This is a genomic window from Pseudomonas rhizosphaerae (assembly GCF_000761155.1).
Lineage (GTDB): Bacteria > Pseudomonadota > Gammaproteobacteria > Pseudomonadales > Pseudomonadaceae > Aquipseudomonas > Aquipseudomonas rhizosphaerae.
In genome coordinates this window covers 4,651,670-4,677,444 of sequence record NZ_CP009533.1, presented here as the reverse complement: position 1 = coordinate 4,677,444, position 25,775 = coordinate 4,651,670, and the positions used below count along the sequence as shown (strand labels likewise).

Genomic DNA, 25,775 nt, shown 5'->3' with positions numbered 1-25,775 from the left:
TGATTCCCAAGCTGGTGTAGGAGTAATCCGGCTGACCGTACAAAACCGTTCAATACGCCTACGACCTCAGTCGAATTCAGGGCTCGACGCCATACCGAGGGTAACGGGCCAGGTCGAATCCACCGTTGAAAGCTGCACCTTGGTTGGCGCAGAGGTTGATCACCGCATCGACGGCGCCGCGCATGGCCGGTTCAGTCCAGCCGGCATCGACCGAAAAGGACTCACCGGCGAAGTACAGTCCGGATCGAGCGCTGTAGTCGCGGTTGTAGCTCATCAGGCCGACCGCATCCTGGTAGGCGCCGGCGCGGTAGAGCTTGGCGCAGCCCAGAGCGTTGCGGTCTGTCACCCAGCGCTGTACGCGCGCGTTGGTGGTGTAGATGAACGGGGAAATGCGCGAACCGACGTTGCTGCACCGCAGCAGGATGCGGTCCAGCTCGCGCACACATTTATCGACCAGTTCGGCATCGCTGAATGCCGCAAGCTTGGTTGCATCGTCCTCCCCGCGCAGATAAATACCGGTGGAGCGCACGAAGGGCGTGCCGGGATTCGGGAAGTCCGAGGTTTTAAGGTCGTACAGGCCAGCGTAGTAGGCCATCAGTGAGCGGCCTTGCGCGGGTGCCTCGCCCGTGCGATTGAAAAAGGGCATGCGCATAGCGCCCATTTCGAACGGTGTGACGGAGGCTGTGGCTTGCGGCCCATCTACGTGCACGGTGAGGTGACGTCCACCCAAGCGGCGCGACTGCTCGATCAGGGTGATCTGTTCGAAGCCACAGCGCAGCAGTTCGCGGGCCGCGACCAGGCCTGCGACGCCCGCGCCGATGATGCAGATGCGGTGTTGTGGGTTGCCCCCGTGAGCGATGCCTGCGGTTTGTTCGAGCAGGCGGCGATAGTCGAAACACAGGTCCGGAGGATTGGGAAAGCGAGCCGCCCAAGGCGGGCTGGCGGGGTTTTGCAAGGCAGCGGCGATGTCGGCGGGATGGTTGTGGGATGAGCCAATGGTCATAAACGACGGTCCTTGTCGGTCGGATTGAAGAGGCGTCAGTGTGCGAAGCCTGGGTGAGTCCAGGCAGAGGAATTGGGGGGCTGGGATGTAGGAAGGGTTTGGCGTATGCGTGGGAGGCAGGTGCGGTGTGTCAAAAGGATTGAGGTGTGGCCGGACGCGGCTTGCGCCGCTGCTACAGGGGCCGGGTGTGTCGCCGCGCCGGGTGTTAGACAGGACGGGGGATTGTAACGACGTTCTGGAGGGGCTGGCCTTGGTGCAGGCGGGTGATGTTGGCGGCTATGAAGGCGTAGCGGCGTTCGAAAAGGCCCTGGGTCCAGCCGGAGGCGTGGGGGGTGCAGTAGGCGTTGGGGAGGTCTTCGAAACGATATTGCGCCGGTGCGACAGCGTCGGATTCGCCGCTGGGGTAGCTGTACCAGACGTCCAGGTAGGCCTTGGCGATGAGGTTGTCGCGCAGGGCGTGGTACAGGGCACTTTGGTCAACCACTGCGGCGCGGGCAATGTTGATCAACACGGCATCGGCACGCATCGCGGCGAACTGGGCGGCGGCGAACGAGCCGCGGGTGCGCTCGTCCAGGGGGCAGGTCAACACGACGAAATCGGCACGGGCGAGCGCCGGGTCGAGCTCGGCAGGTGTGTACGCTTCGTCCATTGGCCCGGCAACGCGTCCGTCTCGGGCGCGAGCGGATATGGCAATGACGTGCAGGCCAAAGGCCTGTGCTCGGCTGGCAACGGCCTGGCCGATACGACCGAACCCGACAATGACCACGGTGTTGCCGAACAGCTCGCCACGCGGTTGGCGCTTCAGGTAGGCGTCGGTCCACTGCTCGGTACTGAAACGCGCCTTCAGGGCTGCCAGCTCGACCTGGTGTTCGAGCATGCAGGCCAGGGCGTATTCGGCCATTGGAATTTCGTGTTCGAAGACATTGCAGACCGTGGCGCCGGTAGGCAGCGCGGCGAAATCGATGCCATCCAGCCCGGCGCCGGGCACATGCAGCAAGCGGAAGGCCGGTGCGGGACCACGCCGCTGGAAACGCATCGAGACCAGTACGTCGGCGCCTTCGATCTGGTCGTCCCAGGCATCCGATTCGTGGGCGTCGCGGGGCAGCTCGACGAATTGAACGGGGAAGTCCAGGGCAGTGGAAAGTGCCTCACGGTGCGTCGCAGCTTCTCCCACCATCACGATTTTCATGTGTTGTCCTTTTTATTGGTTGCCACGCTGCAGCGATGGCAGCGCAATCATCAGTCGTCAGACGACATTAGAATATCGGTGGAACGATGGCAACAAGGCGTCAGCAACGGGCATTCTGCTGCTGGTTGGGCAGGCGCTGACACCGCTTGAAACCAAATAGCCATGGAACAGCGCCTGACCTGCTCAGGTCCAGTACAGAGACCCAGTTGGAGTTTGCGTGCATGGCATCACCTACCACCGCGCCACGTCGTCGGCGCTGGCTCCCCTTTCTACTGCTGGCGTTGGCGATCGGCGTTGGCTTGCCGTATGGATGCTCGCAGCTGGCGTATAAAGAGCGGCAGTTGCTGTTCAACATCGAGCCTGGCACGGCCAGTTGGTATGCAGGATTGCCTTCGGGCGTTACCGAACTGCAGATTCCAGTGGAGAAGGCCCTGAGCAGCACCCAATACTTGCATGCCTGGTGGTGGCCGGCGCCGCGCGCCGATGCACCGGCGGTGCTCTACCTGCATGGCACGCGCTGGAACCTCACCGCGCAGGTGCGGCGCATCAGCCAGCTGCGCGAACTTGGATTTTCGGTGCTGGCCATCGATTACCGCGGCTTCGGCGAGAGCCCAGGCGACCTGCCGTCCGAGCGCACGGTGTACCAGGACGCCCAGGCTGCCTGGGAGCGCCTGGTGCAGTTGCAGCCCAAAGCCGAGCGACGCTTCATCTATGGTCATTCGCTGGGGGGCGCGATCGCGGTGGATCTGGCAGAGCACCTAGCCGGGGGCGATGAGCCGAAAGCTGCCGGGCTGATCGTGGAGTCGACTTTCACCGACCTGGCCGCCGCCGCCGCAGCGGTCGCCAATACGTCCCTGCCGGTGCGCTGGATCATGTCGGAGAAATTCGATTCCATCGACAAGATCGGCGACATCAAGATTCCGGTGTTGATCGTCCATGGCCTGGACGACCGCTACGTGCCGTCGCGTTTCAGCCAGGAACTGTTCGATGCCGCTGCCGAACCCAAGCGGTTACTGCTGGTGCCCGGCGGTACCCACAACAACAGCATGACCCTGGGTAGCCAGGCCTATGCCGAGGCGCTGCGCGAGGTATTCGGCCTGTAACCGACGCTCGGTGCGCACTGACGCAACTTATTCGGGGCCCTGAAGGTCTGTGCTGAGGCAGCCGTGCACCCGGCACGCGCGCCACCGCATTTGCAGGAACCTCCATGGAAAAGCACGAACCCCGCCTTGATGCCCCCGAAGAAGAAGGCAAGACGCCTGGCCTGTCGTCCGACGAAAAAGAAGAAGTCCATGAGAACCAACCGCCCCGCGCGGCGGTGCTGCATGAAACCATTCGCATACAGGGCGACCACGAACTCGAGCGCACGGTCGCCGCTTTGTGGTGGTCGGCCTTGGCTGCCGGCCTGACCATGGGTCTGTCGCTGATGGCCATGGGACTGTTCAACTCGCGCCTACCCGACGGCGAAACCAGCAAGGTCATCGCCAGCCTGGGCTACTCGGCCGGTTTTCTTGCCGTGATCCTGGCGCGCCAGCAACTGTTCACCGAGAACACCCTGACCGCCGTCCTGCCGATCATGAGCAAACCGAACCTGGGCAATCTGGGCCGGCTGTTCAAGCTCTGGGGCGTGGTGCTGGCCGGTAACCTGGTAGGCACACTGCTGGTGTCCTACGTCATGCTGCACTTGCCGATCTTCGACGCCAAGACCGACGTGGCCTTTCTTGAAATTGGTCGCAAGGTGATGGAAAACAATCTGTCGGAGATGTTTTCCAAAGGCATCATCTCCGGTTGGATGATCGCTACCATGGTCTGGATGATCGCTTCGCAGGAAAGCGCCAAGATGTGGATCATCATCCTGGTCACCTACCTGATGGCGCTGGGGGATTTCACCCACATCGTCGTCGGCTCGGCGGAAGTGTCCTACCTGGTGTGGGCCGGCGAGCTGGGCTGGAAAGCCTTTTGGCTCGACTTCGCTGCACCGACGCTGGCGGGCAACATCATTGGCGGCAGCTTCATCTTCGCCTTGATCAGCCATGCGCAGATCCGTAGCGAAAGCGGCCTGCCGCCCAAGGACGATGGCCAGGGCAAATCGCGCAAGGAACCCAACGCCGATGCCTGAGCCATCATTGGATCACGGTGTGGCGACGGGCGCAGGTGAGTCGACCTGTTCCCACCAATGCTCGCTGGCCTGGGGCTGGCGCAGGTCGATCCGCTGACCCATGCGTGGCGTGCTCAACGGAACGCCCTTGGCCTGCGCCAGCGCGCTGATGCGATCGAAAGGTTCATGCCAGTCGTGGATCGACAGGTCGAAAGTGCCGTTGTGAATGGGCAGTAGCGTTTTGCCGCGCAGGTCCAGATGGGCCTGCAGCGTTTCTTCAGGCTGCATGTGCACGTTGGGCCAGGCGACGTTGTAGGCCCCGGTCTCCATCAGGGTCAGGTCGAAAGGTCCGAAACGCTCGCCGATCTGTTTGAAGCCTGGGAAGTAGCCGGTATCGCCGCTGAAGAACAGGCGAAAGTCCTGGTCGATGACCACCCACGATGCCCAGAGCGTGCTGTTGCTGTCGAACAGGCTACGCCCGGAGAAGTGCTGCGACGGTGTGGCGACCAGGCGCAACCCACCCACCTGGGTTTCTTGCCACCAGTCCAGCTGACGAACCTTGCTGGCAGGTACCCCCCATTCGATCAACCGGTCGCCCACCCCGAGTGTGGTCAGGAAATACTCGCTCTTGCCGGCCAGCGCTTTGATCGCGTGCTCGTCCAGATGGTCGTAGTGGTCGTGGGACAGGATGACCGCTTTGATCGGCGGCAATTCGGCAATGCTGATCGGCGGCTGGTGGAAGCGCAAGGGACCTGCCCACTGGACGGGCGAGGCGCGCTCGGAGAATACCGGGTCGGTGATGAGGAATTCGCCACCCATTTTCAGCAGCACCGTCGAGTGCCCCAACCGCCAGAGGCTGTAGTCCGGCGCGGCCAGCAGTTGCTGGCGGGAAATCTGCTCGACCGGCAGTGCCGCTTGTGGGCGGGTTCCGGGTGGCTTGCTGAGCAGCAGGTACTTGATGCCGATGCGCAGCTTCTTCATGAAGCCGTCCTTAGGCAGGACCACCTGATTACGATACTGGCCGTCCTCGCGCAACGAGGCAGGCAGTTCTTCGGCGTTTGGCGAAAACGACGTCATAAGCGCGAGCACTCCGAAAAGCAGTGGAATATTCATGCAGCCCTCTGGCTGAAAGATGCGAGCTACAGCATACGCTTTCGGGCTGGCGTGAAAAGTGAGAGTTCCGGCCGGCTTGACAAGCTGGACACCCGTATTCGGCGCTTGGTCGAGTGCAGGGAACCATGTACCGAGGGCAAACGTCCAGATGGCACCAGGACACGTCTGTTCGCAAGGACCGCTGCTCATGAATGCTGTTGATGCCGCCAATGCCTCCCGCCACTCACGCCATGCCCGGCTTCTGGTGTTGGCCTTCCTGTTACCTATCCTTGCCAGTGTGCTGATTGCCGGCGGCGCCATGCTTGGCTTTACTGCCGCGCCGGAACAAGTCGGCGTTCCATCGACCGAAACGGTCACGTCGAACGTGGCCGACGCGGAGCGCGATCTGGGCGAAAACAGTGGTCGGCCGCTGATCTCGCTGAATGATGCGGGCGCTGGCTTGCCGGTACAGACCCCGCCACCGGGCGGCGAACCCCTATGGTCCATGTCGCTGCCGATGACCGTCGCGCTGCTGCTACTGGCAGTGCTGATCGCGTCCGCCGGGCTCTTGCGCAGGACGTTGCGCAGCTTGCGCGACATCGACCAGGACCATGCGCGATTGCAGGATGAACATCGGGCCCTGCGCGAGCGTGAAGAACGTCTGCATGACCTGACCAGCGCCAGTTCCGATTGGATATGGGAGACCGACGAATTTTTGCGGGTCAGCTATCTGTCCACCCGATTCACTGCATCCACTGGCTTGGCTTGCGATGCTTGGCTGGGCCAGCCCATCGAGCTGTTGATGCAGTGCGAAACCTTGCCCCCAGGTCAATGGCTGCAACAATTGGATAACAGCTCGCCGGGTACTGGCCAGTTGCGCTGCACCTACCGCGACAGTGCCGGGCAGGTCCGTCACTGTCGCATCGTTGCGTGCCGCATCGTGCGTGACGCACAGCTTGCAGGCTATCGCGGCACAGTGGTCGACATCACTGACCAGGTCAGCGCCCAGGCCCAGCTTGCCCATCGCTCGACCCACGATGCGGTCACCGGTCTGGGGAATGAGCAGGCCCTGACACGCTTTCTCGACCAGACGCTGGCCGATCGTCTTCGCCCCTTGCCACTGACGCTGCTGTTGCTGGATCTCGAAGGGTTCGACGATCCGGATGAGGCGTTGGGGCAATCCGCCCGTGAGTGCATATTGCGCACAGTCGCCAGCCGCCTGCGTGACAGTACCCGCAGCAACGATCTGGTGACGCGCCTGCGCGCGGGGCAGTTCATGATCGTGCTTGCCAGTATCGATGAAATGATCGAGATCGAGCATTTCTGCGAGCGTCTGATCGACAATGTCCAACGGCCCGTCGTGCATGGCATCAAGCATATGCAGGTCGGAGTGAACATCGGCGTGGTCCACGACCATCCTGCGGGTGGCGATGCCAAGCAATGGATGCATTGCGCCGGCATTGCCCTGCGTCAGGCGCAGACCCGAGGCCGGGGGCAGTGGCAGCACTTCGCACCCGCGCTGGAGCGACAGAACTCGCTGTGGCAGCTGGAAACCGATCTGCAGTCCGCCCTTCGCCATGAGCAACTGCTGCTTCACTTCCAGCCCAGGTACAGCGCCGACGGTGCTCGCGTGGTTGCCGCGGAAGCACTTCTGCGTTGGCAGCACCCTGTCGAAGGCTTGCTCACCCCCGATGTCTTCCTGCCTCTGGCCGAGCGCAGCGACCTGATCATTGCCATCGATCGCTGGACTCTGCGCGAGGCCTGCCGGATGGCGCGCCATTGGCCGCAGTCGATAGCCTTGTCGGTGAGTCTGGCGCCGGCGCATTTCAGCCGTGGCGATGTTCCCCGCGATGTGCGCGATGCGCTGACCGACAGCCGCCTGCCTGCCAGCCGCCTGCAGGTGCAGGTCGCCGAGCAGGTCATGCTGGGCTGTGCCGACGGCGCGGTGGGTGCGCTGACGGCGCTGAAGGAGCTGGGCGCGGGCTTGATTCTCGACGAATTCGGCAGCGGCTACTGTTCACTGGGGTACCTGCGGATCTACCCGTTCGATGCCGTGAAGATCGACCCGCGCTTCGTGGCCGGCATGAACGGCAACCCACAGGATCGCGGACTGGTGCGAGGCATTATCGATTTGGGCCAGGCCATGGGCGTCACGGTGATCGGCGCCGGCGTCGACACCGAGCAGCAGTTGCTCGAGTTGCGGCGTGATCGCTGCGCGCAAGTCCAAGGTGCACAGCTGAGCAAGCCGCTGGATCAGTCAGCGCTCGAGTCGGTGCTCAAGCAGCAGGCGTCTACGCGCAGGTCGCATGTGGCATCGCCAGCAGGCCTGCACGCCCATTGATCGATAACCTGTTCAACATTTTTTTACAGTCCGAGGCGGCATCGTTAGAATCGGTGCACCGTCCGGACACGACCTCTCAATGACTCCGGCATGCGCAACCACAGTGGACATCTCATGGGCACGACTGCAGCAGCCGACATAGCCACCATCGCACGTATCGACGCAGTCCCGGCAATCTTGCAGGTGATCTGCGAAACCACCGGAATGCGTTTCGCCGCCGTCGCCCGGGTCACCGACACTTCATGGACTACCTGCGCGGTGCTCGACACCCTGGGTTTCGGCCTGAAGGTCGGCGAGGAACTGGATATCACCACCACCCTGTGCCATGAGATACGCACCAGTCACCAGACCATAATCATCGACAAAGTCAGCGAAGACGAGGTGTATTGCAATCACCACACGCCGCGCATCTACCGTTTCGAGAGCTATATATCCACGCCCATATTCCGCGCCGACGGCAGCTTCTTCGGCACGATCTGCGCGCTCGATCCTCGGCCGACCTGCCTGAAAGGCACCACCATCGAACCGATGATGGACTCGTTCGCGCGGCTGCTGTCGTTGCAGATGGAAAACGAGGAGCAGCACCAGCGCACGGCCACGGCGTTGCTGGAGGAACGGGAAATGGCCGACCTGCGAGATCAGTTCATCGCAGTCCTGGGCCATGACCTGCGCAACCCGCTGTTCGCCATCAACGCCGGTGCCGAGCTGCTGCAACGCCGGGTCGCCGATGAGCGCAGCGCAGGGATCGTCAAGCACATCCAGACCAGCGCACGCCGCGCCTCGCAGTTGATCGAGGACGTTCTGGATTTCGCTCGCGGGCGACTGGGGGCCGGCATCGTGGTCGATCTGCAACCCGATGCCGACCTGACGCGAAGCCTGGAGCACGTGGTTTCGGAACTGCAGCGCATCCATCCCGACCGGGTCATATCGATGGATGTGGATGACCTGCGGGGCGTGCTGTGCGACAAGGAGCGCATCGGCCAGCTGCTATCGAACCTGGTGTCCAATGCCCTTATCCATGGTGCGCCGGACAGCGATGTCCACGTCAGCGGGCGGCTTTCCAATCAGGCGTTCACACTTTCGGTGCATAACCAGGGGCCGGCGATTGCCGAAAACGTACGTGCCCAGTTGTTCAAGCCTTTTGCCCGACCCAGCGTACGCAGCCCGCGTGGCGGACTGGGCCTGGGCCTGTACATCGCCTACCAGATTGCGTTGGCCCACGATGGACGACTGGAGGTCAGCTCGACCGACGAAGACGGCACGCAGTTCGTCTTTCACCTGCCCGTAGCCCCCGCCGTCGGCTGAGCGGGTCGTTGAAAATGGACGGCGCGACCGTCGACGGTGGTAGCATCGCCCTACTTCCACACCCTGTTTGGCACACACATGGCGAGACCTGACCCCGGGATCCCCCCCCACCACGGCGAGCGCAGTGCACGGCAGTTGCGGCTGCTCAAGGGCGGCAGCGAGCCGGACCCGCGCTTCACTCTGGCCAACGAACGCACGTTCCTGGCCTGGATCCGTACGGCACTGGCCTTGATGGCCGGCGGCATCGCGGTCGAAGCGTTCACTGCGGACGTGTTCGCGCCCGAGTTTCGCAAAAGCCTGGCGGTCATCCTGCTGCTGCTGGGCATGCTGCTCAGTGCCAGCGCAAGCCTGCGCTGGCTGAACGTGGAGCGGGCGATGCGGCACAAGCAGCCCTTGCCCATCCCGCTGCTGGTGCCATTGCTGTCCATCGGCGGTGCCTTGGTTACCGCGGCGCTGATTGCTTTCGTCGTATTGCGATGAGCTTGCCGCAGGCGGGTCATCAGGACGAAGGGCTGCAGCCCGAACGCACCTTGCTGGCCTGGGGACGCACGTTGTTGGCAATGCTCGTGGCGAGCTTGTTTTTTCTACGCTGGATGCCACACCACGGGCGTTTCGCCGCTGGCCTGATCACCTTGACCCTGCTGGGGGCATTGCTGATCTGGCTGAGCCAGCGCCGCCGCTACCGCTGCCGGGTCGAAGGTATCAACCGTGCGCGGTTCCCCGCCGATGTGACGGGGGTGCTTGGCTTGGGCAGCATGGTCACCTTGATCGGGGGGGCAGCCATCTGGATTACCCTGATGGCTTGATCCGTTCAGATCTGGCCGCTGCGATCATCCTTGAGCAGTGCCCAGGCAAGCCCAGCGACCCACAGCAGCGAGGCGAAGTAATTGACCCGCTGGAACAGACCGAAGCCGCGGCCCACGTCCATGGCGGCCGCCATCCACGGCAGGCAGCCCAGTGCAAACAGGCTGCAGACCAACGACAACCAGATAAGCCCCTTGCGGCCTTCGCGGCGCGCCACGAAAATCCATAACGCGCTGGCGAGCAACAGGCTCGCGGACATGATCACGCTGGCAATCGTGTGCAGGTTCTGCTGGGTCGAGGGGTACTGCAGCGAACAGCCGTTGTCGCAGGAAAAATAGCCGGCGACCAGGCTTGCCAGGCCGTGCACGATGACCAGCGATGCGCTCAACCGTGCCAATCGCAGATGGGCGTGGTGTGCGTACAGGCCAATACCGAACGCGATCAGCAACAGGCCCAACGGAAAGTGGCTGAGCCAAGGCCACAGGGTATGGGTGGGCGCGTCGATGGCGCCCAACAAGCCCATCGCCTGATTGATGTGGCTGTACCCAGGATAGAGGCTGCCGGCTACGATCAATGCGGCGGCCAGCCAGAGCGGGCTGATCACACCAGCCAGGTAGAGTGGATTGCGAATCGGCTGCTGCACAGCACATCTCCGTCATAAAAAGAGGCCCGGACCTTACTACAGGGCCAGTGTCGCCACGAAGCAATTTTTCCCGCCATGGGGCAAACCTGGCGCTTTGGCAATAACAGGACACATATACGTGGAATTCAGTGAGCTGCCGAGCTGTGCACGGCCCCTTTTGGACAAGTTCTACAAGTCGCAACGCAGCCCTATGCGCAGTGCTGGCAATGCACGCTGGTGGGTGGCACGCGAAGGCGACATCGTTGCGGCGGCGAACTTCATGCCCATAGCCGGAGGACATTGGCTGACGGGGTTGCACGTAGCAGTCGAACGGCGAAACGAAGGCTGCGGTAGTAGCCTGATCAGCAAGGCCCAAGAGGCGCTGGGTGGACCAGTGTGGTTGTTCTGCGCACCTGAGCTACACGACTTCTATAAACGCTCAGGCTTTGAGGATGCCACCTCGCTGCCTATGGAACTGGCCCAGCGCCTGGAACGCTACCGGGCCAGCAAGCACCTGCTGGCCCTGGTGCGCCTGAAGGTCGGCGCGTCTTGATAGACCGCGTTCAGGACAACGGGCGAGCAGTACTCGTCGACGGCGCGGGCTGATCTGTACGCAGGTCTTTTTCGCCAGCAGGCTCGGTATCGGTGTGATCCACGGCCGGGGCCTGTTCTTCCGGATCCTTGGCGCCCTTGTCCTTGCCCTCGGCCGACATGTGCTCGATCACGGCATTCATCTCGGCGCCCAGCAACAGCACGGCCGAAGAGATGTAGAAATACAGCAGCAACACGATGATCGCGCCAATACTGCCGTACATGGCGTTGTAGTCGGCGAACGTCTTCACGTAGTAGGCAAAGCCCAGCGAGGCGACGATCCAGACCACCACGGCCAGCATCGAACCTGGCGTGATGAAGCGAAATTCCTGCTTCACGTCCGGCATCACGTAGTAGATCACTGCCACGGCGATCATCAGCAGGATGACGATCAGCGGCCAGCGCAGGATGGTCCACAGGGTGACGATGAAGTCTTCCATGCCAATCTGCCCGGCCAGCCATTGCATGACTTGCGGGCCGGTGACCATCAGGGCCGCCACACACAGCAGCATGCCGGCCAAGCCAATGGTGTAGAAGATCGACAAGGGAATGCGCTTCCAGGCCGGGCGTTCCTCGACCACATCATAGGCGGCGTTCATGGCGCTCATGGTCAGGCGTACACCGGCCGAGGCCGTCCACAAGGCAACGACGATACCAATGGACAGCAATCCGCCTTTGGACTGTTGCAACTGGTCGATCACGGGGTTGACCTGTTCCAGCGCCTGTGGCGGCAGAACCAGATCGGCCTGCAGGCGCATCCAGGAAAAGAAATCAGGCAGATGCAGAAAGCCGATCAGGGCGATCAGGAACAGCAGGAAGGGGAACAGCGAAAACAGCATCTGGTAGGCCAACGCCGACGCATAGGTGGGCATCTCGTCGTCGACGAATTCCTTGACCGTGCGAACCATGACCTTCATAAAAGGCAGGTTGTTCATGTGGGGAAATAGCATAGCGTCTCCTTGCGCCACTCAACCTTCGAATACGCTGCCTGGTGAATGCAGGATAGGGGTGAATCAGGCAGCTGCGGCAGGACTTGTCGCGGTCCGGCTGTTCAACGCCGGCTTTTTACCGCAAAGCCGCAGGAAAAACGACAGTCAGAGTATGTACGTCCATGTCTGCCCAATAGCACAACGGCCATCGACTGATGACCGTTGGGAAACCTCATTCAGGCAGAGAACACTCTACCTCAGGGTTTTTTCACAGTGTCTTTGACGGCATTCTTCACGTCGCCTTCGACTTGCTGTGCTTCGCCTTTCTTCTCTTGAACTGCGCCTTTGACTTGCAGTTCTTCGTTGCCGGTGGCCTTGCCTACACCCTGCTTGACGTTACCGACCGCTTCGTTGGCCATGCCCTTGATCTTGTCTGTAGTGCCGCTCATGGTAAGTCTCCTGGTCATTTAGGAATGTCTTGTCTCGACACAGGAATTGACCAGCGTCGGACCGCCAGAGTTTCAAATTATTTTGCGCAACAGAAGACGCCGCGTTCATGGGCCATGCACGTATGGCTTGCCAGCGCTTTATGTTCCGGTGATTTGCCCGCAGAATGCCGGTCGGATTCGGCCAGTGCGCCGAAGCGTCATACCTGTAGGAATTTCCATGAAACTCGACAAACCCCAAGCCATCGCCCGTCGCAACAAGGAACTGGGCGGCGCGGTGCTCGGCGTCAACAACTGCCACTTCACCCTGCTGGACCCCAAGCGCAATATCTGGTGGTTCGACATCCCCGTAGCTCGCCTGCAGATCGGCCAGTACGAATGGATTCACTTGCTGCTGCACACCCCTTCCAGCGATCAGCTACTGCACCTGAAGGTGACCACCGCGTTCCTGCGCGAGCACATCGAGGGCTTGGTGGTGCGTAACGCCGGCAAGCGCAAGTCGACGGTCAGCCTGGAGCTGAGCGCCGACAAGGATTCTTTTCTCAAGGACGTGCGCCCCACCGGCAGCGGCGTCAGCTTCGCGTCGTTCCTGCAGCCCTGACAGTCCTGCAGCCCTGACACCGGGCTGCGCGGCAGGCCTCAGGCCAGTTCGATGCGGTCGGCGTGAATGACGATCTGGCCGTCCTTGTAGAGGGCGCCGATGGCCTTCTTGAAGTTGCCCTTGCTGACACCGAACAGGTCGCTGATGACCTTCGGATCGCTCTTGTCGCTGACCGGCAGCGTGCCCTGATTGGCGCGCAGCTTTTCGAGGATCTGTGCGTTGAGGCTGCTGGCCAGCTGGGCGCCAACCGGCTGCAGGCTCAGGGCGATCTTGCCGTCGCTGCGCAGCTCCTTGATGTAGCCCTTCTCCTGCTTGCCGGAACGCAGGAACTTGAACACTTCGTTCTTGTGGATCAGGCCCCAGTGGGCGTTGTCGATGATGGCCTTGAAGCCCATGTCGGTTTCTTCGACGACCAGCAGATCGACCTCCTGACCCACCTGGTAGGCCGGCGGCAGTTTGTCCAGGTAGCGGTCCAGGCGTGCAGTGGCGGTGATGCGGCGGGTACGCTTGTCCAGATAGACATGCACCACGCAGTATTCGCCCGCCTTCATCTGGCGCTTTTCTTCGGAATACGGCAGCAGCAGGTCCTTGGGCAAGCCCCAGTCGAGGAAAACACCGATGCTGTTGATCTCGACGACCTTGAGGCTGGCGAACTCGCCCACCTGAACCTTGGGTTTTTCAGTGGTGGCCAGCAGCTTGTCTTCGCTGTCCAGATACACGAAGACGTTCAGCCAGTCTTCGTCTTCGCTGGGAATGTCCTTGGGGATGTAGCGGTTGGGCAGCAGGATCTCACCGTCCGCGCCGCCGTCCAGGTACAGCCCGAAGTCCGTATGTTTTACCACTTGCAATGCGTTGTAGCGCCCGACTAAAGCCATTTCGAATATTCCTCGTCACCTGGCTCGGCATTCTACCCGAGAACCCTTGCGCTGGCTGCGCAACGCGTCCTGCGCCCGTGGTTGGTACGCCGATTCCTTACGCTGCGACGCTGCTGCGCCAGCACCGCTGGTCTATCTGGCTCAGCCGGGAGTGGATAAATCATGTACAATGCCTGGCCATATTAATTTTTGACAGGTTAATGGCAGCCATGCGCGTTAAAGCATCCAACAGCAAAGTCAAGCCCGCTCCCGCCGTTGAAACCAGCGAGTCGATCAACGAACAGATCGCCGCGTTTCTGAAGTCCGGTGGTGAAATCCAGCAGATTGCCAAGGGCGTCAGCGGCCAGACCTTCACCCCGTCCAAGCACATCAGCCTGGGCAAGAAGTAAGTTTGCGGCCCGGCCACCGCGCCGGGCAAAACTTCCGCTTCGCGTTACTCCTCGCATCACCTTCATCCCCTCGAATCGACGAATGGCAGCCCTGCACCGCCCATGAGCGGTATGCTTGCACCCTTCTAGATCGGGCCGTCCAGGCTTACTGGAGGTAGGCATGCTCAGACCCAGCTGGTTATTGATAGCCGGACTCGCGGTCCCCCCTTCTCTCTACGCCCAGGTCATTCAACGTGACATTGGCGATTTCAACCTCAAGCTCGGCACCACCCCGTCGCGCAGCATGGCCGTGGGCCTGGTGCAGCCAAGTACGGGCAGTTCGTTCCACGGTGGGTTGGACCTGACCCATGACAGCGGCCTGTATTTCGGCCAGTGGTCACCCAACATGGGCCTGACCTCTTCCAGCAACCTCGAGGTGGATTCCTACCTGGGCTACAAGCACCCGTTCGACAACTCCCTGGGCTATGAAGTGGGCGTGATCCAGTACAGTTACCCGGAACTGGACGCCCCCGCGACCCACGCGTTCTACGCCGGCCTGCGGGTGCTGGACCGGCGCTTCGGTGCTGCCTTCAACAACACCCCCGATGGCCAGAACAGTACGCTGTTCGCCGACCTTGGCGGCCTGCCGTTGCTGGATGTCGGCTTCACCATGAAAGTCAGCAACCATCAGCTTTCCACCCCGTTCACCATCGGCGAGGGGCAGGAAGTACGGGCTTTCAACGACTGGTCGTTGCAGATGTCACGACCCGTCGGTAGTTTCGACCTGAACTTCATCTACAGTGGCTCGGACCTGAGCGGGGCCAACTGCGCCGCTTACTCAGGGCAGAATGGTCAGTGCGACAGCATGTTCATGCTCAAGGCCCAACACACGTTTTTCTGACACCGCGTTTTTCCCACATCGTGCTGAACCGCACGCCCCGGCATGGCTCTATAACCACAACAACGCCATCGCACGGACTGCCGCCATGAACTCTCTGTCTCGTCGCCTGCTCCACTGCTTGATGCTCATGGGCCTGTGCCTGATGTTCGGTGGCTGCACCCGGGTGGACCTGGCCTATCGCAATCTGGACGTGATCATTCCCTGGTCGATGAACGACTACCTGGACATGAATCGCGAGCAGAAAAACTGGTTCGACGAGCGTCTCAAGGAGCATCTGCGCTGGCATTGCACCACGCAGTTGGCAGACAGCCTGCAATGGCTGGACAAGGTCCAGCGAATGGTGGCCGAGCAGCAGGTAACCGCGCCAGCGCTGCGCGAGCGGACAGCCGAGGCCAAACAGGCGATTTCGGCCATTGCGGTGCAAGTGACGCCCTCCGCGGTGGAGCTGCTGCAGGGCCTGGATGACAACCAGGTGCGCGCGCTGCAGCAGGCGTTCAGCGAAGACCTGATCAAGCGCCGCAAGGAATACGTCGAACCGCCATTGCAGGCGCAGATCGACGAACGCGCCAAGCGCATGAGCAAACGCCTCACCCCGTGGTTCGGCAAGCTGACCGATGCGCAGCAGCAACGGGTGCAGGACTGGTCGCAAAACCTGGGGGCGCAGAACCGCGAGTGGATCGACAACCGCGAGCATTGGCAAAACCAGCTGCTGGCGGCATTGCAGCAGCGCCAGTCTGCCGAGTTTCCGACACGGATCGCGCAGTTGCTGCAACAGCGCGAAGCGGTATGGACGCCGCAATACAAGGTGGCCTACGCCCGCACCGAGCAAGCCGCCATTGACCTGATGACGGGGCTTGCCGCGGATAGCACGCCCGAGCAGCGTGTGCGTATCGAGCGCAAGTTGGGTGAGCTGCGTAACGACTTCGCCAACCTCAAGTGCCTGAAAAACGCTTAGCGCGGCGCTTCAGGCCCAGCCTTCAAGGCGCATCGTCGCCCTGACCAGACGCTGCTCTTCCCCTTCGATCTCGCGCAGGTTGGCACAGATGCTTTCGATGTGGGCAACGGCAGCCCTGCGTGCCTGCTCGGGCTGGCGGTTGATCACGGCGGTGTAGAGCTTGGCGTGTTGCTTGTCGATCTGCTGTTTCTGCGGATGGCGGTGGTACAGGTTGTTCACGCAGGCAAACACCGAGTTGAGCAACAGATCAGTCAGCGAGCGCAGGGTCTGCACCAGCACCGGATTGTGCGAGGCGTCGCAGATGGCCAGGTGGAAGGCATGGTCCAAGTGTGCGTGCCGAGTGGCGTCCAGTGGCTGGTCATGGGCCGCCAGCAAGGCTTGATAGCTGCGTTCGATCAGGACGAAATCGGCCTGGGTGCCGCGCAGCGCGGCCAGCCGCGCCGATTCGCCTTCGAGCAGCGAACGCACTTCGAACAAATCATAGAGGGTTCGCGGCTGGGAACTGAACAGGTGCATCAGGGGCGTGGCGTCGTTGGCCGGTGACAGCGACGCCACGAACGAACCGCGCCCCTGCTCGGTGGCAATGATGCCGCGAGCACGCAACAGCTTGAGGCCTTCACGCAGTGCATTGCGCGATACTCCGAGCTTTTCCACCAGGCGTCGCTCCGACGGCAACGGCTGCCCGGTCTTGAGAACGCCATCGACGATGAGCCGCTCGATGCGCTCGCACACGATATCGGCGATCTGAGGTTTAGTGTGCATGTCATGCCTGCTGGTAGGACCATCGCCCGAAATTTATCCCAGGCGCTTGGCGACCAGCTGAAAATAAGCCAGTAGAGGCGGCGATAGAAGCCCTAGCGCAAAAAGAACTGGTCCTACCAGTGGTTCGGACCGTAGACAGACTGGGCGATTACGACCACTGTTGAGCGCATAAGAACGACAAGCCGGTGACCTGCGCCCATGAACATCCTCTACGACGAACGCATCGACGGTGCTCTGCCCAAGGTGGACAAAGCCGCGCTGGTGCAGGCCCTGGACGCTCGTGTTCCCGACCTGACCGTGCTGCATCGCGCCGAAGACTTGCGCCCCTACGAGTGCGACGGGCTGAGTGCCTATCGCACCGTACCGCTGCTGGTGGTATTGCCCGAGCGTATCGAGCAGGTCGAGGTGTTGCTCAAGCTGTGCAATGAACGCCAAGTGCCGGTGGTTGCCCGTGGCGCCGGGACCGGGCTGTCCGGTGGCGCCCTGCCACTCGAACAGGGTGTGCTGTTGGTCATGGCTCGGTTCAAGCAGATTCTCGAGATCGACCCCGCCGGGCGCTGGGCGCGGGTACAGCCGGGCGTGCGCAACCTGGCGATCTCGCAGGCGGCGGCACCCTACGGTCTGTACTACGCTCCCGATCCATCATCACAGATTGCCTGCTCGATCGGCGGCAACGTTGCGGAAAATGCGGGCGGTGTGCATTGCCTGAAATACGGTTTGACCGTGCACAACCTGCTCAAGGTGCAGATGCTCACCATCGAAGGTGAGCGCCTGACCCTGGGCAGCGATGCGCTGGACTCGCCCGGCTTCGACCTGCTGGCCCTGTTCACCGGTTCCGAAGGCATGCTGGGCATCATCACCGAGGTGACCGTCAAGCTGTTGCCCAAGCCGCAGGTGGCCAAGGTGTTGCTGGCCAGCTTCGACTCGGTGGAAAAGGCGGGTGCGGCCGTGGCCCAGATCATCGCTGCGGGGATCATCCCCGGCGGCCTGGAAATGATGGACAACCTGGCCATTCGCGCTGCCGAGGACTTCATCCATGCCGGCTATCCGGTGGACGCCGAGGCGATCCTGCTGTGCGAGCTCGATGGCGTGGAGTCTGATGTGCACGACGATTGCCAGCGGGTGTATCAGGTGTTGACCGAAGCTGGCGCGACCGAGGTCCGCCAGGCCCGGGACGAGGCCGAACGCTTGCGTTTCTGGGCAGGACGCAAGAACGCCTTTCCTGCCGTCGGGCGTCTGTCGCCCGACTACTACTGCATGGACGGCACCATTCCGCGCCGCGCACTGCCAGGCGTGCTCAAGGGCATCGCCGAGTTGTCGGAGCAATATGGGCTGCGCGTGGCCAACGTGTTTCATGCCGGGGACGGCAACATGCACCCGCTGATCCTGTTCGATGCCAATCAGTCAGGCGAGCTTGAGCGCGCCGAGGCGTTAGGCGGGCAGATCCTGGAACTGTGCGTGGCAGTGGGCGGCAGCATCACCGGTGAGCATGGCGTGGGCCGGGAGAAGATCAACCAGATGTGCGCGCAGTTCAACAGCGACGAGCTGACCCTGTTCCACGCCGTGAAAGCGGCGTTCGACCCCGACCGCCTGCTCAATCCCGGCAAAAACATTCCGACCCTGCAGCGCTGTGCCGAATTCGGCGCCATGCATATCCATCACGGACAACTGCCCTTTCCCGAACTGGAGCGCTTCTGATGGCCGAGCGCGATTTCGACGCCAGCGAGCAGTTGCTCGATCAAGTGCGGCAGGCACTGGTGGACGACCGTCCACTGTGTATCCAGGGCAGTGCCAGCAAGGCGTTCCTTGGCCGCCCCAGTGCCGGTGAACGACTCGACACCCGCGCGCATTGCGGCATCGTCAGCTACGACCCCACGGAGTTGGTGATCACCGCGCGCGCCGGTACACCCTTGCAGACCTTGCGGGCCGCCGTCGAGGAGGCGGGGCAGATGCTGCCTTTCGAGCCACCGGCTTATGGCGAGCAGGCAACCCTGGGGGGCACGATTGCGGCTGGATTATCAGGCCCGCGCCGCCCATGGGCCGGTTCTGCCCGCGACTATGTGCTGGGTACGCGGGTCATCACCGGGCTGGGCAAGCATCTGCGCTTTGGCGGCGAGGTGATGAAGAACGTCGCCGGCTACGACCTGTCGCGTTTGCTGACCGGCAGTTTTGGCGCCCTGGGCGTGCTCACCGAGGTGTCGCTCAAAGTGCTGCCCAAGCCGCGCGCCTGTTTCAGCATCAAGCTGAGCTGCGACGCCGAGCGCGCTTTGCTCAAGCTGGCCGAATGGGGCCAACAGCCGATGCCCATCAGTGCCGCCTGCCACAGCGCAGACTTTCTCTACCTGCGCTTGGAAAGCGGCGAGGGATCAGTGGCTGCCGCCCATGAGCGGATCGGTGGCGAGCCCATCGACTCGGCGTTCTGGGATGACTTGAACGAACATCGCCTGCCCTTCTTCGCGCAGCCAGAACCGCTCTGGCGCCTGTCGCTGCCCAACAACACCGGCATCCTCGACCTGCCCGGCGAGCAATTGATCGACTGGGGTGGCGCCCAGCGCTGGCTGAAATCCAGTGCCAGCGCCGCGTCGATCCGTCAGGTGGTCGAGGCGGTCGGCGGGCATGTCACCTGCTACACCGCAGGGATCACCTCCGAGCCGTTCCAGCCTCTGCCCGACTTGTTGCTGCGCTATCACCGCCAGCTCAAGACGCAGCTGGACCCGCAAGGCATCTTCAACCCCGGCCGCCTCTACGCGCAGCTGTAAGACAGGAGCCCTGAACCATGCAGACCCAATTGAGTGATCAGGCCCGCTTGCTGCCACGCGCCGAGGAAGCCGAACGCATTTTGCGCAGCTGCGTGCATTGCGGTTTCTGCAATGCCACCTGCCCGACCTATCAACTGCTGGGTGACGAGCTGGACGGCCCCCGTGGACGCATCTACCTGATCAAGCAAGTGCTCGAAGGCCATGAGGTGACAGCACACACGCAGCAGCACCTGGATCGCTGCCTGAGCTGCCGCAACTGCGAGACCACCTGCCCTTCGGGGGTGGACTATCACAACCTGCTGGACATCGGCCGGGCAGTGGTGGACCAGGCAGTGCCGCGACCGGTCGAGCAGCGCTGGCTACGCGGCGGTCTGCGCGCGCTGGCACCTCATCCGACCGCCTTCAAGGCGTTGATCCAGCTGGGCCAGACCTTTCGCCCGCTGCTGCCGCAACGCCTCAAGGACAAGCTGCCGCGTCAGGTTCACCCTGCCGTGCCGCGGCCTACCGCGCAGCACACACGTCGCGTGCTGATGCTCGAAGGCTGCGTGCAACCCGGACTGTCGCCCAACACCAATGCCGCCGCCGCGCGGGTATTGGACCGCCTGGGTATCACCGTCACGGCGGTTCGCCAGGCCGCTTGCTGTGGCGCGGTGGACTATCACCTGGATGACCAGGCCCGTGGCCTGCAGCGGGCCCGACACAACATCGATGCCTGGTGGCCGGCCATCGAAGCGGGCGCCGAAGCCATCGTGCAGACTGCCAGCGGTTGCGGCGCCTTCATCAAGGACTACGGTCACCTGCTGGAGCAGGATCCGGCCTACGCGGCCAAGGCGCAGACGGTCAGCCGCCTGGCCAAGGACCTGGTCGAAGTGCTGCGCGACGAGCCGGTGGAGCAACTGGCCGTGCACACCGACCTGCGCCTGGCGTTTCACTGCCCTTGTACCTTGCAGCACGCACAGAAACTGGGGGGTGTAACCGAACACTTGCTGCGGCGCCTGGGCTTTCATCTGACCGATGTACCGGACGGGCATCTGTGCTGCGGTTCGGCCGGCACCTATTCGGTGACCCAGCCGGTGCTGTCGCGACAGCTGCGCGACAACCGCCTCGCGGCGCTGGAGAGCGGCGCGCCAGAGGTGATCGCCACGGCCAACATCGGCTGCCAGAATCACCTGGACGGTGCAGCGCGCACGCCCGTGCGGCACTGGATCGAACTGGTCGAACAGGCCATGACCGACTGACCCTTCACCCTATCGAAACACTGCAACCTGAACCGCTCGACAACCGAACTGGAGAAGCACATGCAAAGCAAAGCGATTCTTGGCCAGGAAGACGTCACCCGCATCCTCGCTGCCGCCCGCGCCGAGGCGCAAAAGAACAACTGGGCAGTGGGCATTGCCGTGGTCGACGACGGCGGGCACCTGCTGGCTTTCGAACGCCTGGACGGCGCCGCTGCCAGCACGGCCTACATCGCACCGGGCAAGGCGCGCACCTCCGCCCTGGGGCGCAAGGAATCGGTGGTGTTCGAAGAGATGGTCAACAACGGACGGACCGCGTTCCTGTCGGGTAATCTGATGACGTGCCTGGAAGGCGCCGTGCCGCTGATCCACGAAGGCCAGGTCATCGGCGCGGTCGGCGTCTCCGGGGTCAAGCCCGCTGAAGACGCCCAGGTCGCCAAGGCCGGCGCTGCCGCCCTGGCCTGAATCCCGCCCCCCGTATTCGAGGAGACTGCAATGAAGCACCGCATGAGAGCCCAGCGTCTGCAGGTCGACGCCACCCTGTACGATTTCATCGAGAACGAAGTGCTGCCTGGCAGCGGGCTGGAATCCGAAGCGTTCTGGACCGGTTTCGACGCCCTGGTCCATGAATTCGCACCGCAGAACCGCCTGTTGCTGGCCGAGCGCGACCGCTTGCAGACCGAGCTGGACACTTGGCACCGTGCTCACCCTGGCCCGATTAAAGACCCGGCCGCCTACCGCAGCTTCCTGCAGTCGATCGGCTACCTGCTGCCCCAGCCCGACCGCGTGCAGATCAGCACCAGCGACGTCGATGACGAGATCGCCTTGGTGGCCGGCCCGCAGCTGGTGGTGCCATCGACCAATGCCCGCTACGCCCTGAACGCCGCCAACGCCCGCTGGGGCTCCCTGTACGATGCGCTGTACGGCACCGACGCGATTCCTGAAAGCGACGGTGCGGCCAAGGGCCAAGGCTACAACCAGGTTCGCGGCGACCGAGTGATTGCCTTCGCCCGCGACCTGCTCGACCAGAGCACGCCACTGGCCAACGGCTCGCACCGCGATGCCAACGGCTATCGCATCGAGGGCGGCCAATTGCAGGTGAGCCTGGCCGATGGCAGCGTCAGCGCGCTGGCCGATCCGAGCCAGTTCGTCGGCTTCCAGGGCGACGCGCAGCAGCCGGTTGCCGTGCTGCTCAAGCACCATGGCCTGCACATCGAGATCCAGATCGACCCGACTTCGCCCATCGGCCGTACCGACGCCGCCGGGGTAAAGGACCTGCTGCTCGAAGCTGCCCTGTCGACCATCATCGATTGCGAAGACTCGGTCGCAGCCGTGGATGCCAGCGACAAGGTGGCGATCTACCGCAACTGGTTGGGCCTGATGCGCGGCGATCTGACCGAAGAGCTGGAGAAAGGCGGCCAGCGCATCACCCGCCGGCTCAATCCGGACCGCCAGTACCACACGCCAGCGGGCGGCGAGCTGACCCTGCATGGCCGTTCACTGTTGTTGATCCGCAACGTCGGCCACCTGATGACCAATCCGGCGATCCTCGACGATGAAGGTCGGGAGATTCCCGAGGGCATTCTGGACGGCGTCGTCACCAGCCTGATCGGGTTGTACGACCTGGAGCGCCGGGGCAACTCGCGCACCGGCAGCCTGTACATCGTCAAGCCGAAGATGCACGGGCCGGCCGAGGTGGCCTTCGCCGACCGCTTGTTCGCCGCCATCGAGGACTTGCTCAACCTTTCCCACAACACCCTGAAGATCGGCATCATGGACGAGGAGCGCCGCACGTCGGTCAACCTCAAGGCCTGTATCGCGGCGGCATCGACCCGCGTGGCGTTCATCAACACCGGCTTTTTGGATCGCACCGGCGACGAGATCCACAGCGCCATGCAGGCTGGGCCGATGATGCGCAAGGGCGACATGAAGGGCAGTGCCTGGATTGCCGCCTACGAGCGCAACAACATGCTTACTGGCCTGGCCTGTGGCCTGCGTGGCAAGGCGCAGATCGGCAAGGGCATGTGGGCCATGCCCGACCTGATGGCCGACATGCTGGTGCAGAAGATCGGCCATCCCAAGGCCGGCGCCAATACGGCCTGGGTGCCCTCGCCTACTGCGGCCACGCTGCATGCGCTGCATTACCATCAGGTCAACGTCAGCGAGGTGCAGCAGACTTTGGAGCAGATCGACGCCAAGGCCGAGCACGATGCGCTGCTGGACAACCTGTTGACCATTCCGGTGGTGGCGAACGCGCAATGGAGTGCCGAGGAGATCCGTCAGGAACTGGACAATAATGCCCAGGGCTTGCTGGGCTACGTGGTGCGCTGGGTCGAACAGGGCATCGGTTGTTCCAAGGTGCCGGACATCCATGACGTCGGGCTGATGGAAGATCGCGCCACCTTGCGCATCTCCAGCCAGCATCTGGCCAACTGGCTGACCCACGGCGTGGTCAGTCGCGAACAGATCGTCGAGACCCTGGAGCGCATGGCCCGGGTGGTCGACCAGCAGAATGCCGGGGATCCGTCGTACCGCCCAATGGCGGCGGACTTCCAGGCATCGGTGGCGTTCACCGCTGCCAGCGCGCTAGTGTTCCAAGGCTGCGAGCAGCCCAGCGGCTACACCGAGCCATTGCTGCACCGGTTCCGCCTGGCGTTCAAGAACGCCCAGGTGTGACCCCGGCCGAAGGGGTTGGCACCTGCTGACCCCTTTCGGTGCTGCTGCACGGGTATCTGGCTTGCTGTAATATCGCGCTCCGAATGAGAATCATCCGCGAACGCACCCCATCATGAATCCTTCCTCTCCTCGCTTGCTGGTGGTCGATGACCACCGCAAGATCCGCGAGCCGCTGGCCATCTACCTGCGTCGTTTCGGCTTTGACGTGCGTACCACCGAAGACGCGGCCGGCATGTGGGCCTTGCTCAAGCAGGATTCGTTCGACGTGCTGATTCTCGATGTCATGTTGCCCGACGGTGATGGATTCGAGCTGTGTCGGGCGCTGGCGCACAAGTCCGCCGCCGCGGTGATTCTGCTGACCGCACGCGATGCCTGCGCGGACCGCGTTCAGGGGCTGGACGCCGGCGCCGACGACTACGTGGTCAAACCGTTCGAACCACGTGAACTGGTGGCGCGCATCCACAGCGTACTGCGTCGACGCGGCACCTCGAGCGACGCGCCGCCAGCCATGCCCGCCCCCTTGCGCCGCTTCGAGTTCGCCGACCTGAGCTTTCGCAGCGGCTGTAACACCTTGACCCGCAGGGACCAGAGCCAGGTGCGTTTGAGCACCGTGGAAGGCCGCTTGCTGGAAGTGTTTCTCGAGCACCCCAATACCGTGCTGGGTCGCGAGCGCTTGATCGAGCTGACCTCGCGGCCGGGCAGCGATCTGTTCGATCGGGCCATCGATCGGCAGATCAGCCGTCTGCGCCGCAAGCTGGCCGACAGCGCCTTGCAGCCGACCCTGTTGCAGACCGTGTGGGGTGGCGGCTACCGCCTGGCGGCGAACGTGGTGCAGTACCCGGCATGAAAGGACTGCGCCGGGCCTGGCCACGGACCATGACTCGGCAACTGGGTGTGCTGTTGCTGCTGGCGCTGCTGGCGTCCAACCTCATCGCGATGCTGTTGCTGCAACGCACCGGATCGCTGGTACACCCGCTGTCACGCACCTTGGTGGTCGAGCGTCTGGCCACGGCCTATCAAGCGGCACGGGATCTGCCGTCGGCCGATACGAACCGCCTGCTGGATGCCATGGCCACTGCCGACACGCGCTTCTGGGTCGCTTCTACGGCTCAGGTCCAGCCCTTCGCCATGCACACCGAAGAACGCAGGCTGGCTACCGCCGTGCGCCAGCGACTGGGGTTGCCCGCTGACGTGACGATCGTCCTGCAACTGGAACGCAGCAGTGGCGGTCCGGCCCGCGAGCATCTGTTCAAGCGCGCCGGTTGGCAGGCCCTGCGCCTGCGCAGCTCGATGAGCTTGCCCGATGGCACCCAGCTCAACGCCGAGCAGGCACCTGCCGGTGCCTATGAATGGGGCCGGCTGCTGGCCTACAGCGTGCCGGTCAGTACCATCCCGGTGCTGCTGATCGTGATTTTCTTCATGCGCCGCGTCGTCGCGCCGGTCAAGCGCCTGGCCCTGGCCACGGAGCGCGTCAGCCGCGGCGAATGGATTACGCCGCTGCCGTTGTCGGGCCCGCGCGAGGCACAGGAACTGACCCTGGCGTTCAATGTGATGCAGGAGCGTATCGCCCGCCATGTCGAGGGCCGCACGCGCATGCTGGCCGCGCTGAGCCACGACCTCAATACGCCCATCACCGAGCTGCGGTTGCAGGTGGAGTTGCTTGAAGACCCCGAGCTGCGCCAGGACATGCTCGACAGCCTCGACGAATTGCGCGCCATGGTCAGCGAAACCCTGGACTTCGTGCGCGGCGATGCGGTGCAGGAGGCCACCGTCGAGGTGTCGCTGAGTGAGGTGCTCAGCGACCTGGCCCGGCGCTACCAGACCTTGGGCACACCTATCGACTGGCAAGGCTCAGCGCCGGTGGCCTGCCGCTGTCGCCCTCTGGCCCTCAAGCGGGCGCTGACCAACCTGATCGACAATGCCTTGCGCCATGGCGGTGATGCGCAGGTGCGCCTGCATAGGGAAGAAACGGGCGGGCTGTGCATCGAGATTCGTGATCACGGACCGGGGATCGACGCCGCTTGGCTGCAACAGGTGTTCGAGCCCTTCGTGCAGTTGGGCAAGGGCGGCGCCGACCCCAGCCACGGTGGTGGCCTGGGCATGGGGCTGGCGATCGCCCGCGCCTGCGTACAGGCCCATGGCGGCGAGCTGGTGCTGGAAAACCGGACACCGGGGTTGGCCGCGCTGGTGCGGCTGCCGGGCTGATCCTTCCGGTGGACCGTT

The 25,775-nt window shown here is 63.0% G+C and carries 26 protein-coding genes; 18 read left to right on the top strand and 8 right to left on the bottom strand.

Going from position 1 to position 25,775, the window contains the following annotated elements:
• Nucleotides 1-76 precede the first annotated feature (76 nt).
• Nucleotides 77-1,003 (bottom strand): FAD-dependent oxidoreductase, encoded by a 927-nt coding sequence (locus tag LT40_RS21485; RefSeq protein WP_084139864.1) that lies wholly within the window; start codon nt 1,001-1,003, stop codon nt 77-79.
• Nucleotides 1,004-1,208: 205 nt separating this feature from the next.
• Complete coding sequence (locus LT40_RS20800; RefSeq protein ID WP_043193164.1) at nt 1,209-2,192, bottom strand: 2-hydroxyacid dehydrogenase; 984 nt, start codon at nt 2,190-2,192, stop codon at nt 1,209-1,211.
• Nucleotides 2,193-2,413: 221 nt separating this feature from the next.
• Between LT40_RS20800 and LT40_RS20795 the strand changes: the two genes are divergently transcribed.
• Nucleotides 2,414-3,295, top strand: a complete 882-nt coding sequence (locus tag LT40_RS20795) for an alpha/beta hydrolase (protein WP_043193163.1) — start codon at nt 2,414-2,416, stop codon at nt 3,293-3,295.
• A 104-nt stretch (nt 3,296-3,399) separates the two neighbouring features.
• Nucleotides 3,400-4,311 (top strand): formate/nitrite transporter family protein, encoded by a 912-nt coding sequence (locus LT40_RS20790; RefSeq protein ID WP_043193162.1) that lies wholly within the window; start codon nt 3,400-3,402, stop codon nt 4,309-4,311.
• Between the two features lie 12 nt (nt 4,312-4,323).
• Here the strand turns inward: LT40_RS20790 and LT40_RS20785 are convergent, their stop codons facing one another.
• A complete protein-coding gene (locus LT40_RS20785) occupies nt 4,324-5,403 on the bottom strand; it encodes an MBL fold metallo-hydrolase (RefSeq protein WP_043193161.1) in 1,080 nt (359 codons plus the stop codon).
• A gap of 187 nt (nt 5,404-5,590) precedes the next feature.
• Between LT40_RS20785 and LT40_RS20780 the strand changes: the two genes are divergently transcribed.
• The 4 genes from LT40_RS20780 to LT40_RS20765 all read left to right on the top strand — a co-directional run bounded on the left by LT40_RS20780 (nt 5,591) and on the right by LT40_RS20765 (nt 9,834).
• A complete protein-coding gene (locus LT40_RS20780) occupies nt 5,591-7,723 on the top strand; it encodes a putative bifunctional diguanylate cyclase/phosphodiesterase (protein WP_052393493.1) in 2,133 nt (710 codons plus the stop codon).
• A 114-nt stretch (nt 7,724-7,837) separates the two neighbouring features.
• Entirely contained in the window at nt 7,838-9,028 is a 1,191-nt protein-coding gene (locus tag LT40_RS20775; protein ID WP_043193900.1) for a GAF domain-containing sensor histidine kinase, read from the top strand.
• Nucleotides 9,029-9,106: 78 nt separating this feature from the next.
• Complete coding sequence (locus LT40_RS20770; protein WP_043193159.1) at nt 9,107-9,508, top strand: YidH family protein; 402 nt, start codon at nt 9,107-9,109, stop codon at nt 9,506-9,508.
• Complete coding sequence (locus LT40_RS20765; protein WP_043193158.1) at nt 9,505-9,834, top strand: DUF202 domain-containing protein; 330 nt, start codon at nt 9,505-9,507, stop codon at nt 9,832-9,834. Before LT40_RS20770 ends, LT40_RS20765 begins: the two co-directional genes overlap by 4 nt.
• 5 nt (nt 9,835-9,839) lie before the next feature.
• Here the strand turns inward: LT40_RS20765 and LT40_RS20760 are convergent, their stop codons facing one another.
• On the bottom strand, nt 9,840-10,475 hold the full coding sequence (locus tag LT40_RS20760; RefSeq protein WP_052393492.1) for a DUF998 domain-containing protein: 636 nt from the start codon (nt 10,473-10,475) through the stop codon (nt 9,840-9,842).
• Between the two features lie 118 nt (nt 10,476-10,593).
• On the opposite strand from LT40_RS20760, the gene LT40_RS20755 reads away from it, so the two are divergent.
• Nucleotides 10,594-11,007, top strand: coding sequence for a GNAT family N-acetyltransferase (locus tag LT40_RS20755; protein ID WP_043193157.1), 414 nt, complete (start codon nt 10,594-10,596; stop codon nt 11,005-11,007).
• Nucleotides 11,008-11,017: 10 nt separating this feature from the next.
• On the opposite strand, the gene LT40_RS20750 is transcribed toward LT40_RS20755, so the two are convergent.
• Nucleotides 11,018-11,995, bottom strand: coding sequence for a YihY/virulence factor BrkB family protein (locus LT40_RS20750; RefSeq protein ID WP_084139862.1), 978 nt, complete (start codon nt 11,993-11,995; stop codon nt 11,018-11,020).
• A gap of 236 nt (nt 11,996-12,231) precedes the next feature.
• On the bottom strand, nt 12,232-12,423 hold the full coding sequence (locus tag LT40_RS20745) for a CsbD family protein (RefSeq protein ID WP_043193156.1): 192 nt from the start codon (nt 12,421-12,423) through the stop codon (nt 12,232-12,234).
• A 217-nt stretch (nt 12,424-12,640) separates the two neighbouring features.
• Between LT40_RS20745 and LT40_RS20740 the strand changes: the two genes are divergently transcribed.
• Nucleotides 12,641-13,021 (top strand): hypothetical protein, encoded by a 381-nt coding sequence (locus LT40_RS20740; protein WP_043193155.1) that lies wholly within the window; start codon nt 12,641-12,643, stop codon nt 13,019-13,021.
• Nucleotides 13,022-13,059: 38 nt separating this feature from the next.
• Here LT40_RS20740 and LT40_RS20735 read toward each other — a convergent pair whose 3' ends face one another.
• Complete coding sequence (locus tag LT40_RS20735) at nt 13,060-13,896, bottom strand: CvfB family protein (RefSeq protein ID WP_043193154.1); 837 nt, start codon at nt 13,894-13,896, stop codon at nt 13,060-13,062.
• Between the two features lie 200 nt (nt 13,897-14,096).
• Between LT40_RS20735 and LT40_RS20730 the strand changes: the two genes are divergently transcribed.
• From LT40_RS20730 to LT40_RS20720, 3 genes are all read left to right on the top strand, one after another.
• Complete coding sequence (locus tag LT40_RS20730; RefSeq protein WP_177327984.1) at nt 14,097-14,285, top strand: hypothetical protein; 189 nt, start codon at nt 14,097-14,099, stop codon at nt 14,283-14,285.
• Nucleotides 14,286-14,445: 160 nt separating this feature from the next.
• Nucleotides 14,446-15,165 (top strand): TorF family putative porin, encoded by a 720-nt coding sequence (locus LT40_RS20725; RefSeq protein ID WP_043193152.1) that lies wholly within the window; start codon nt 14,446-14,448, stop codon nt 15,163-15,165.
• A 94-nt stretch (nt 15,166-15,259) separates the two neighbouring features.
• Nucleotides 15,260-16,120 (top strand): DUF6279 family lipoprotein, encoded by an 861-nt coding sequence (locus LT40_RS20720; RefSeq protein WP_043193890.1) that lies wholly within the window; start codon nt 15,260-15,262, stop codon nt 16,118-16,120.
• 9 nt (nt 16,121-16,129) lie between these two features.
• Here LT40_RS20720 and glcC read toward each other — a convergent pair whose 3' ends face one another.
• The gene (gene glcC / locus LT40_RS20715; RefSeq protein WP_043193150.1) at nt 16,130-16,882 is read right to left on the bottom strand and encodes a transcriptional regulator GlcC; all 753 of its coding nucleotides are present in this window, start codon (nt 16,880-16,882) and stop codon (nt 16,130-16,132) included.
• A gap of 198 nt (nt 16,883-17,080) precedes the next feature.
• Between glcC and glcD the strand changes: the two genes are divergently transcribed.
• From glcD to LT40_RS20680, 7 genes are all read left to right on the top strand, one after another.
• Entirely contained in the window at nt 17,081-18,580 is a 1,500-nt protein-coding gene (glcD, locus tag LT40_RS20710) for a glycolate oxidase subunit GlcD (protein ID WP_043193149.1), read from the top strand.
• Entirely contained in the window at nt 18,580-19,641 is a 1,062-nt protein-coding gene (gene glcE / locus LT40_RS20705; RefSeq protein WP_043193148.1) for a glycolate oxidase subunit GlcE, read from the top strand. Before glcD ends, glcE begins: the two co-directional genes overlap by 1 nt.
• A gap of 17 nt (nt 19,642-19,658) precedes the next feature.
• Complete coding sequence (gene glcF, locus LT40_RS20700) at nt 19,659-20,879, top strand: glycolate oxidase subunit GlcF (protein ID WP_043193147.1); 1,221 nt, start codon at nt 19,659-19,661, stop codon at nt 20,877-20,879.
• A gap of 60 nt (nt 20,880-20,939) precedes the next feature.
• Nucleotides 20,940-21,341 (top strand): heme-binding protein, encoded by a 402-nt coding sequence (locus tag LT40_RS20695; protein ID WP_043193145.1) that lies wholly within the window; start codon nt 20,940-20,942, stop codon nt 21,339-21,341.
• A gap of 30 nt (nt 21,342-21,371) precedes the next feature.
• A complete protein-coding gene (locus tag LT40_RS20690) occupies nt 21,372-23,552 on the top strand; it encodes a malate synthase G (RefSeq protein ID WP_043193143.1) in 2,181 nt (726 codons plus the stop codon).
• 112 nt (nt 23,553-23,664) lie between these two features.
• Entirely contained in the window at nt 23,665-24,399 is a 735-nt protein-coding gene (locus tag LT40_RS20685) for a response regulator transcription factor (protein WP_043193141.1), read from the top strand.
• Nucleotides 24,400-24,428: 29 nt separating this feature from the next.
• On the top strand, nt 24,429-25,757 hold the full coding sequence (locus LT40_RS20680; RefSeq protein WP_043193140.1) for an ATP-binding protein: 1,329 nt from the start codon (nt 24,429-24,431) through the stop codon (nt 25,755-25,757).
• Nucleotides 25,758-25,775: the final 18 nt, after the last annotated feature.

Bases quoted from the DNA above. Each gene is read 5' to 3' on its own strand.
- LT40_RS20735 (WP_043193154.1), bottom strand. From the start codon at position 13,896: ATGGCTTTAGTCGGGCGCTACAACGCATTGCAAGTGGTAAAACATACG.
- LT40_RS20740 (WP_043193155.1), top strand. From the start codon at position 12,641: ATGAAACTCGACAAACCCCAAGCCATCGCCCGTCGCAACAAGGAACTG.
- LT40_RS20765 (WP_043193158.1), top strand. From the start codon at position 9,505: ATGAGCTTGCCGCAGGCGGGTCATCAGGACGAAGGGCTGCAGCCCGAA.
- LT40_RS20725 (WP_043193152.1), top strand. From the start codon at position 14,446: ATGCTCAGACCCAGCTGGTTATTGATAGCCGGACTCGCGGTCCCCCCT.
- LT40_RS20770 (WP_043193159.1), top strand. From the start codon at position 9,107: ATGGCGAGACCTGACCCCGGGATCCCCCCCCACCACGGCGAGCGCAGT.
- LT40_RS20795 (WP_043193163.1), top strand. From the start codon at position 2,414: ATGGCATCACCTACCACCGCGCCACGTCGTCGGCGCTGGCTCCCCTTT.
- glcE (WP_043193148.1), top strand. From the start codon at position 18,580: ATGGCCGAGCGCGATTTCGACGCCAGCGAGCAGTTGCTCGATCAAGTG.
- LT40_RS20780 (WP_052393493.1), top strand. From the start codon at position 5,591: ATGAATGCTGTTGATGCCGCCAATGCCTCCCGCCACTCACGCCATGCC.
- LT40_RS20690 (WP_043193143.1), top strand. From the start codon at position 21,372: ATGAAGCACCGCATGAGAGCCCAGCGTCTGCAGGTCGACGCCACCCTG.
- LT40_RS20750 (WP_084139862.1), bottom strand. From the start codon at position 11,995: ATGCTATTTCCCCACATGAACAACCTGCCTTTTATGAAGGTCATGGTT.
- LT40_RS20680 (WP_043193140.1), top strand. From the start codon at position 24,429: ATGACTCGGCAACTGGGTGTGCTGTTGCTGCTGGCGCTGCTGGCGTCC.
- LT40_RS20785 (WP_043193161.1), bottom strand. From the start codon at position 5,403: ATGAATATTCCACTGCTTTTCGGAGTGCTCGCGCTTATGACGTCGTTT.
- LT40_RS21485 (WP_084139864.1), bottom strand. From the start codon at position 1,003: ATGACCATTGGCTCATCCCACAACCATCCCGCCGACATCGCCGCTGCC.
- LT40_RS20790 (WP_043193162.1), top strand. From the start codon at position 3,400: ATGGAAAAGCACGAACCCCGCCTTGATGCCCCCGAAGAAGAAGGCAAG.
- LT40_RS20685 (WP_043193141.1), top strand. From the start codon at position 23,665: ATGAATCCTTCCTCTCCTCGCTTGCTGGTGGTCGATGACCACCGCAAG.
- LT40_RS20775 (WP_043193900.1), top strand. From the start codon at position 7,838: ATGGGCACGACTGCAGCAGCCGACATAGCCACCATCGCACGTATCGAC.
- LT40_RS20695 (WP_043193145.1), top strand. From the start codon at position 20,940: ATGCAAAGCAAAGCGATTCTTGGCCAGGAAGACGTCACCCGCATCCTC.
- glcF (WP_043193147.1), top strand. From the start codon at position 19,659: ATGCAGACCCAATTGAGTGATCAGGCCCGCTTGCTGCCACGCGCCGAG.
- LT40_RS20800 (WP_043193164.1), bottom strand. From the start codon at position 2,192: ATGAAAATCGTGATGGTGGGAGAAGCTGCGACGCACCGTGAGGCACTT.
- LT40_RS20730 (WP_177327984.1), top strand. From the start codon at position 14,097: ATGGCAGCCATGCGCGTTAAAGCATCCAACAGCAAAGTCAAGCCCGCT.
- LT40_RS20745 (WP_043193156.1), bottom strand. From the start codon at position 12,423: ATGAGCGGCACTACAGACAAGATCAAGGGCATGGCCAACGAAGCGGTC.
- glcD (WP_043193149.1), top strand. From the start codon at position 17,081: ATGAACATCCTCTACGACGAACGCATCGACGGTGCTCTGCCCAAGGTG.
- glcC (WP_043193150.1), bottom strand. From the start codon at position 16,882: ATGCACACTAAACCTCAGATCGCCGATATCGTGTGCGAGCGCATCGAG.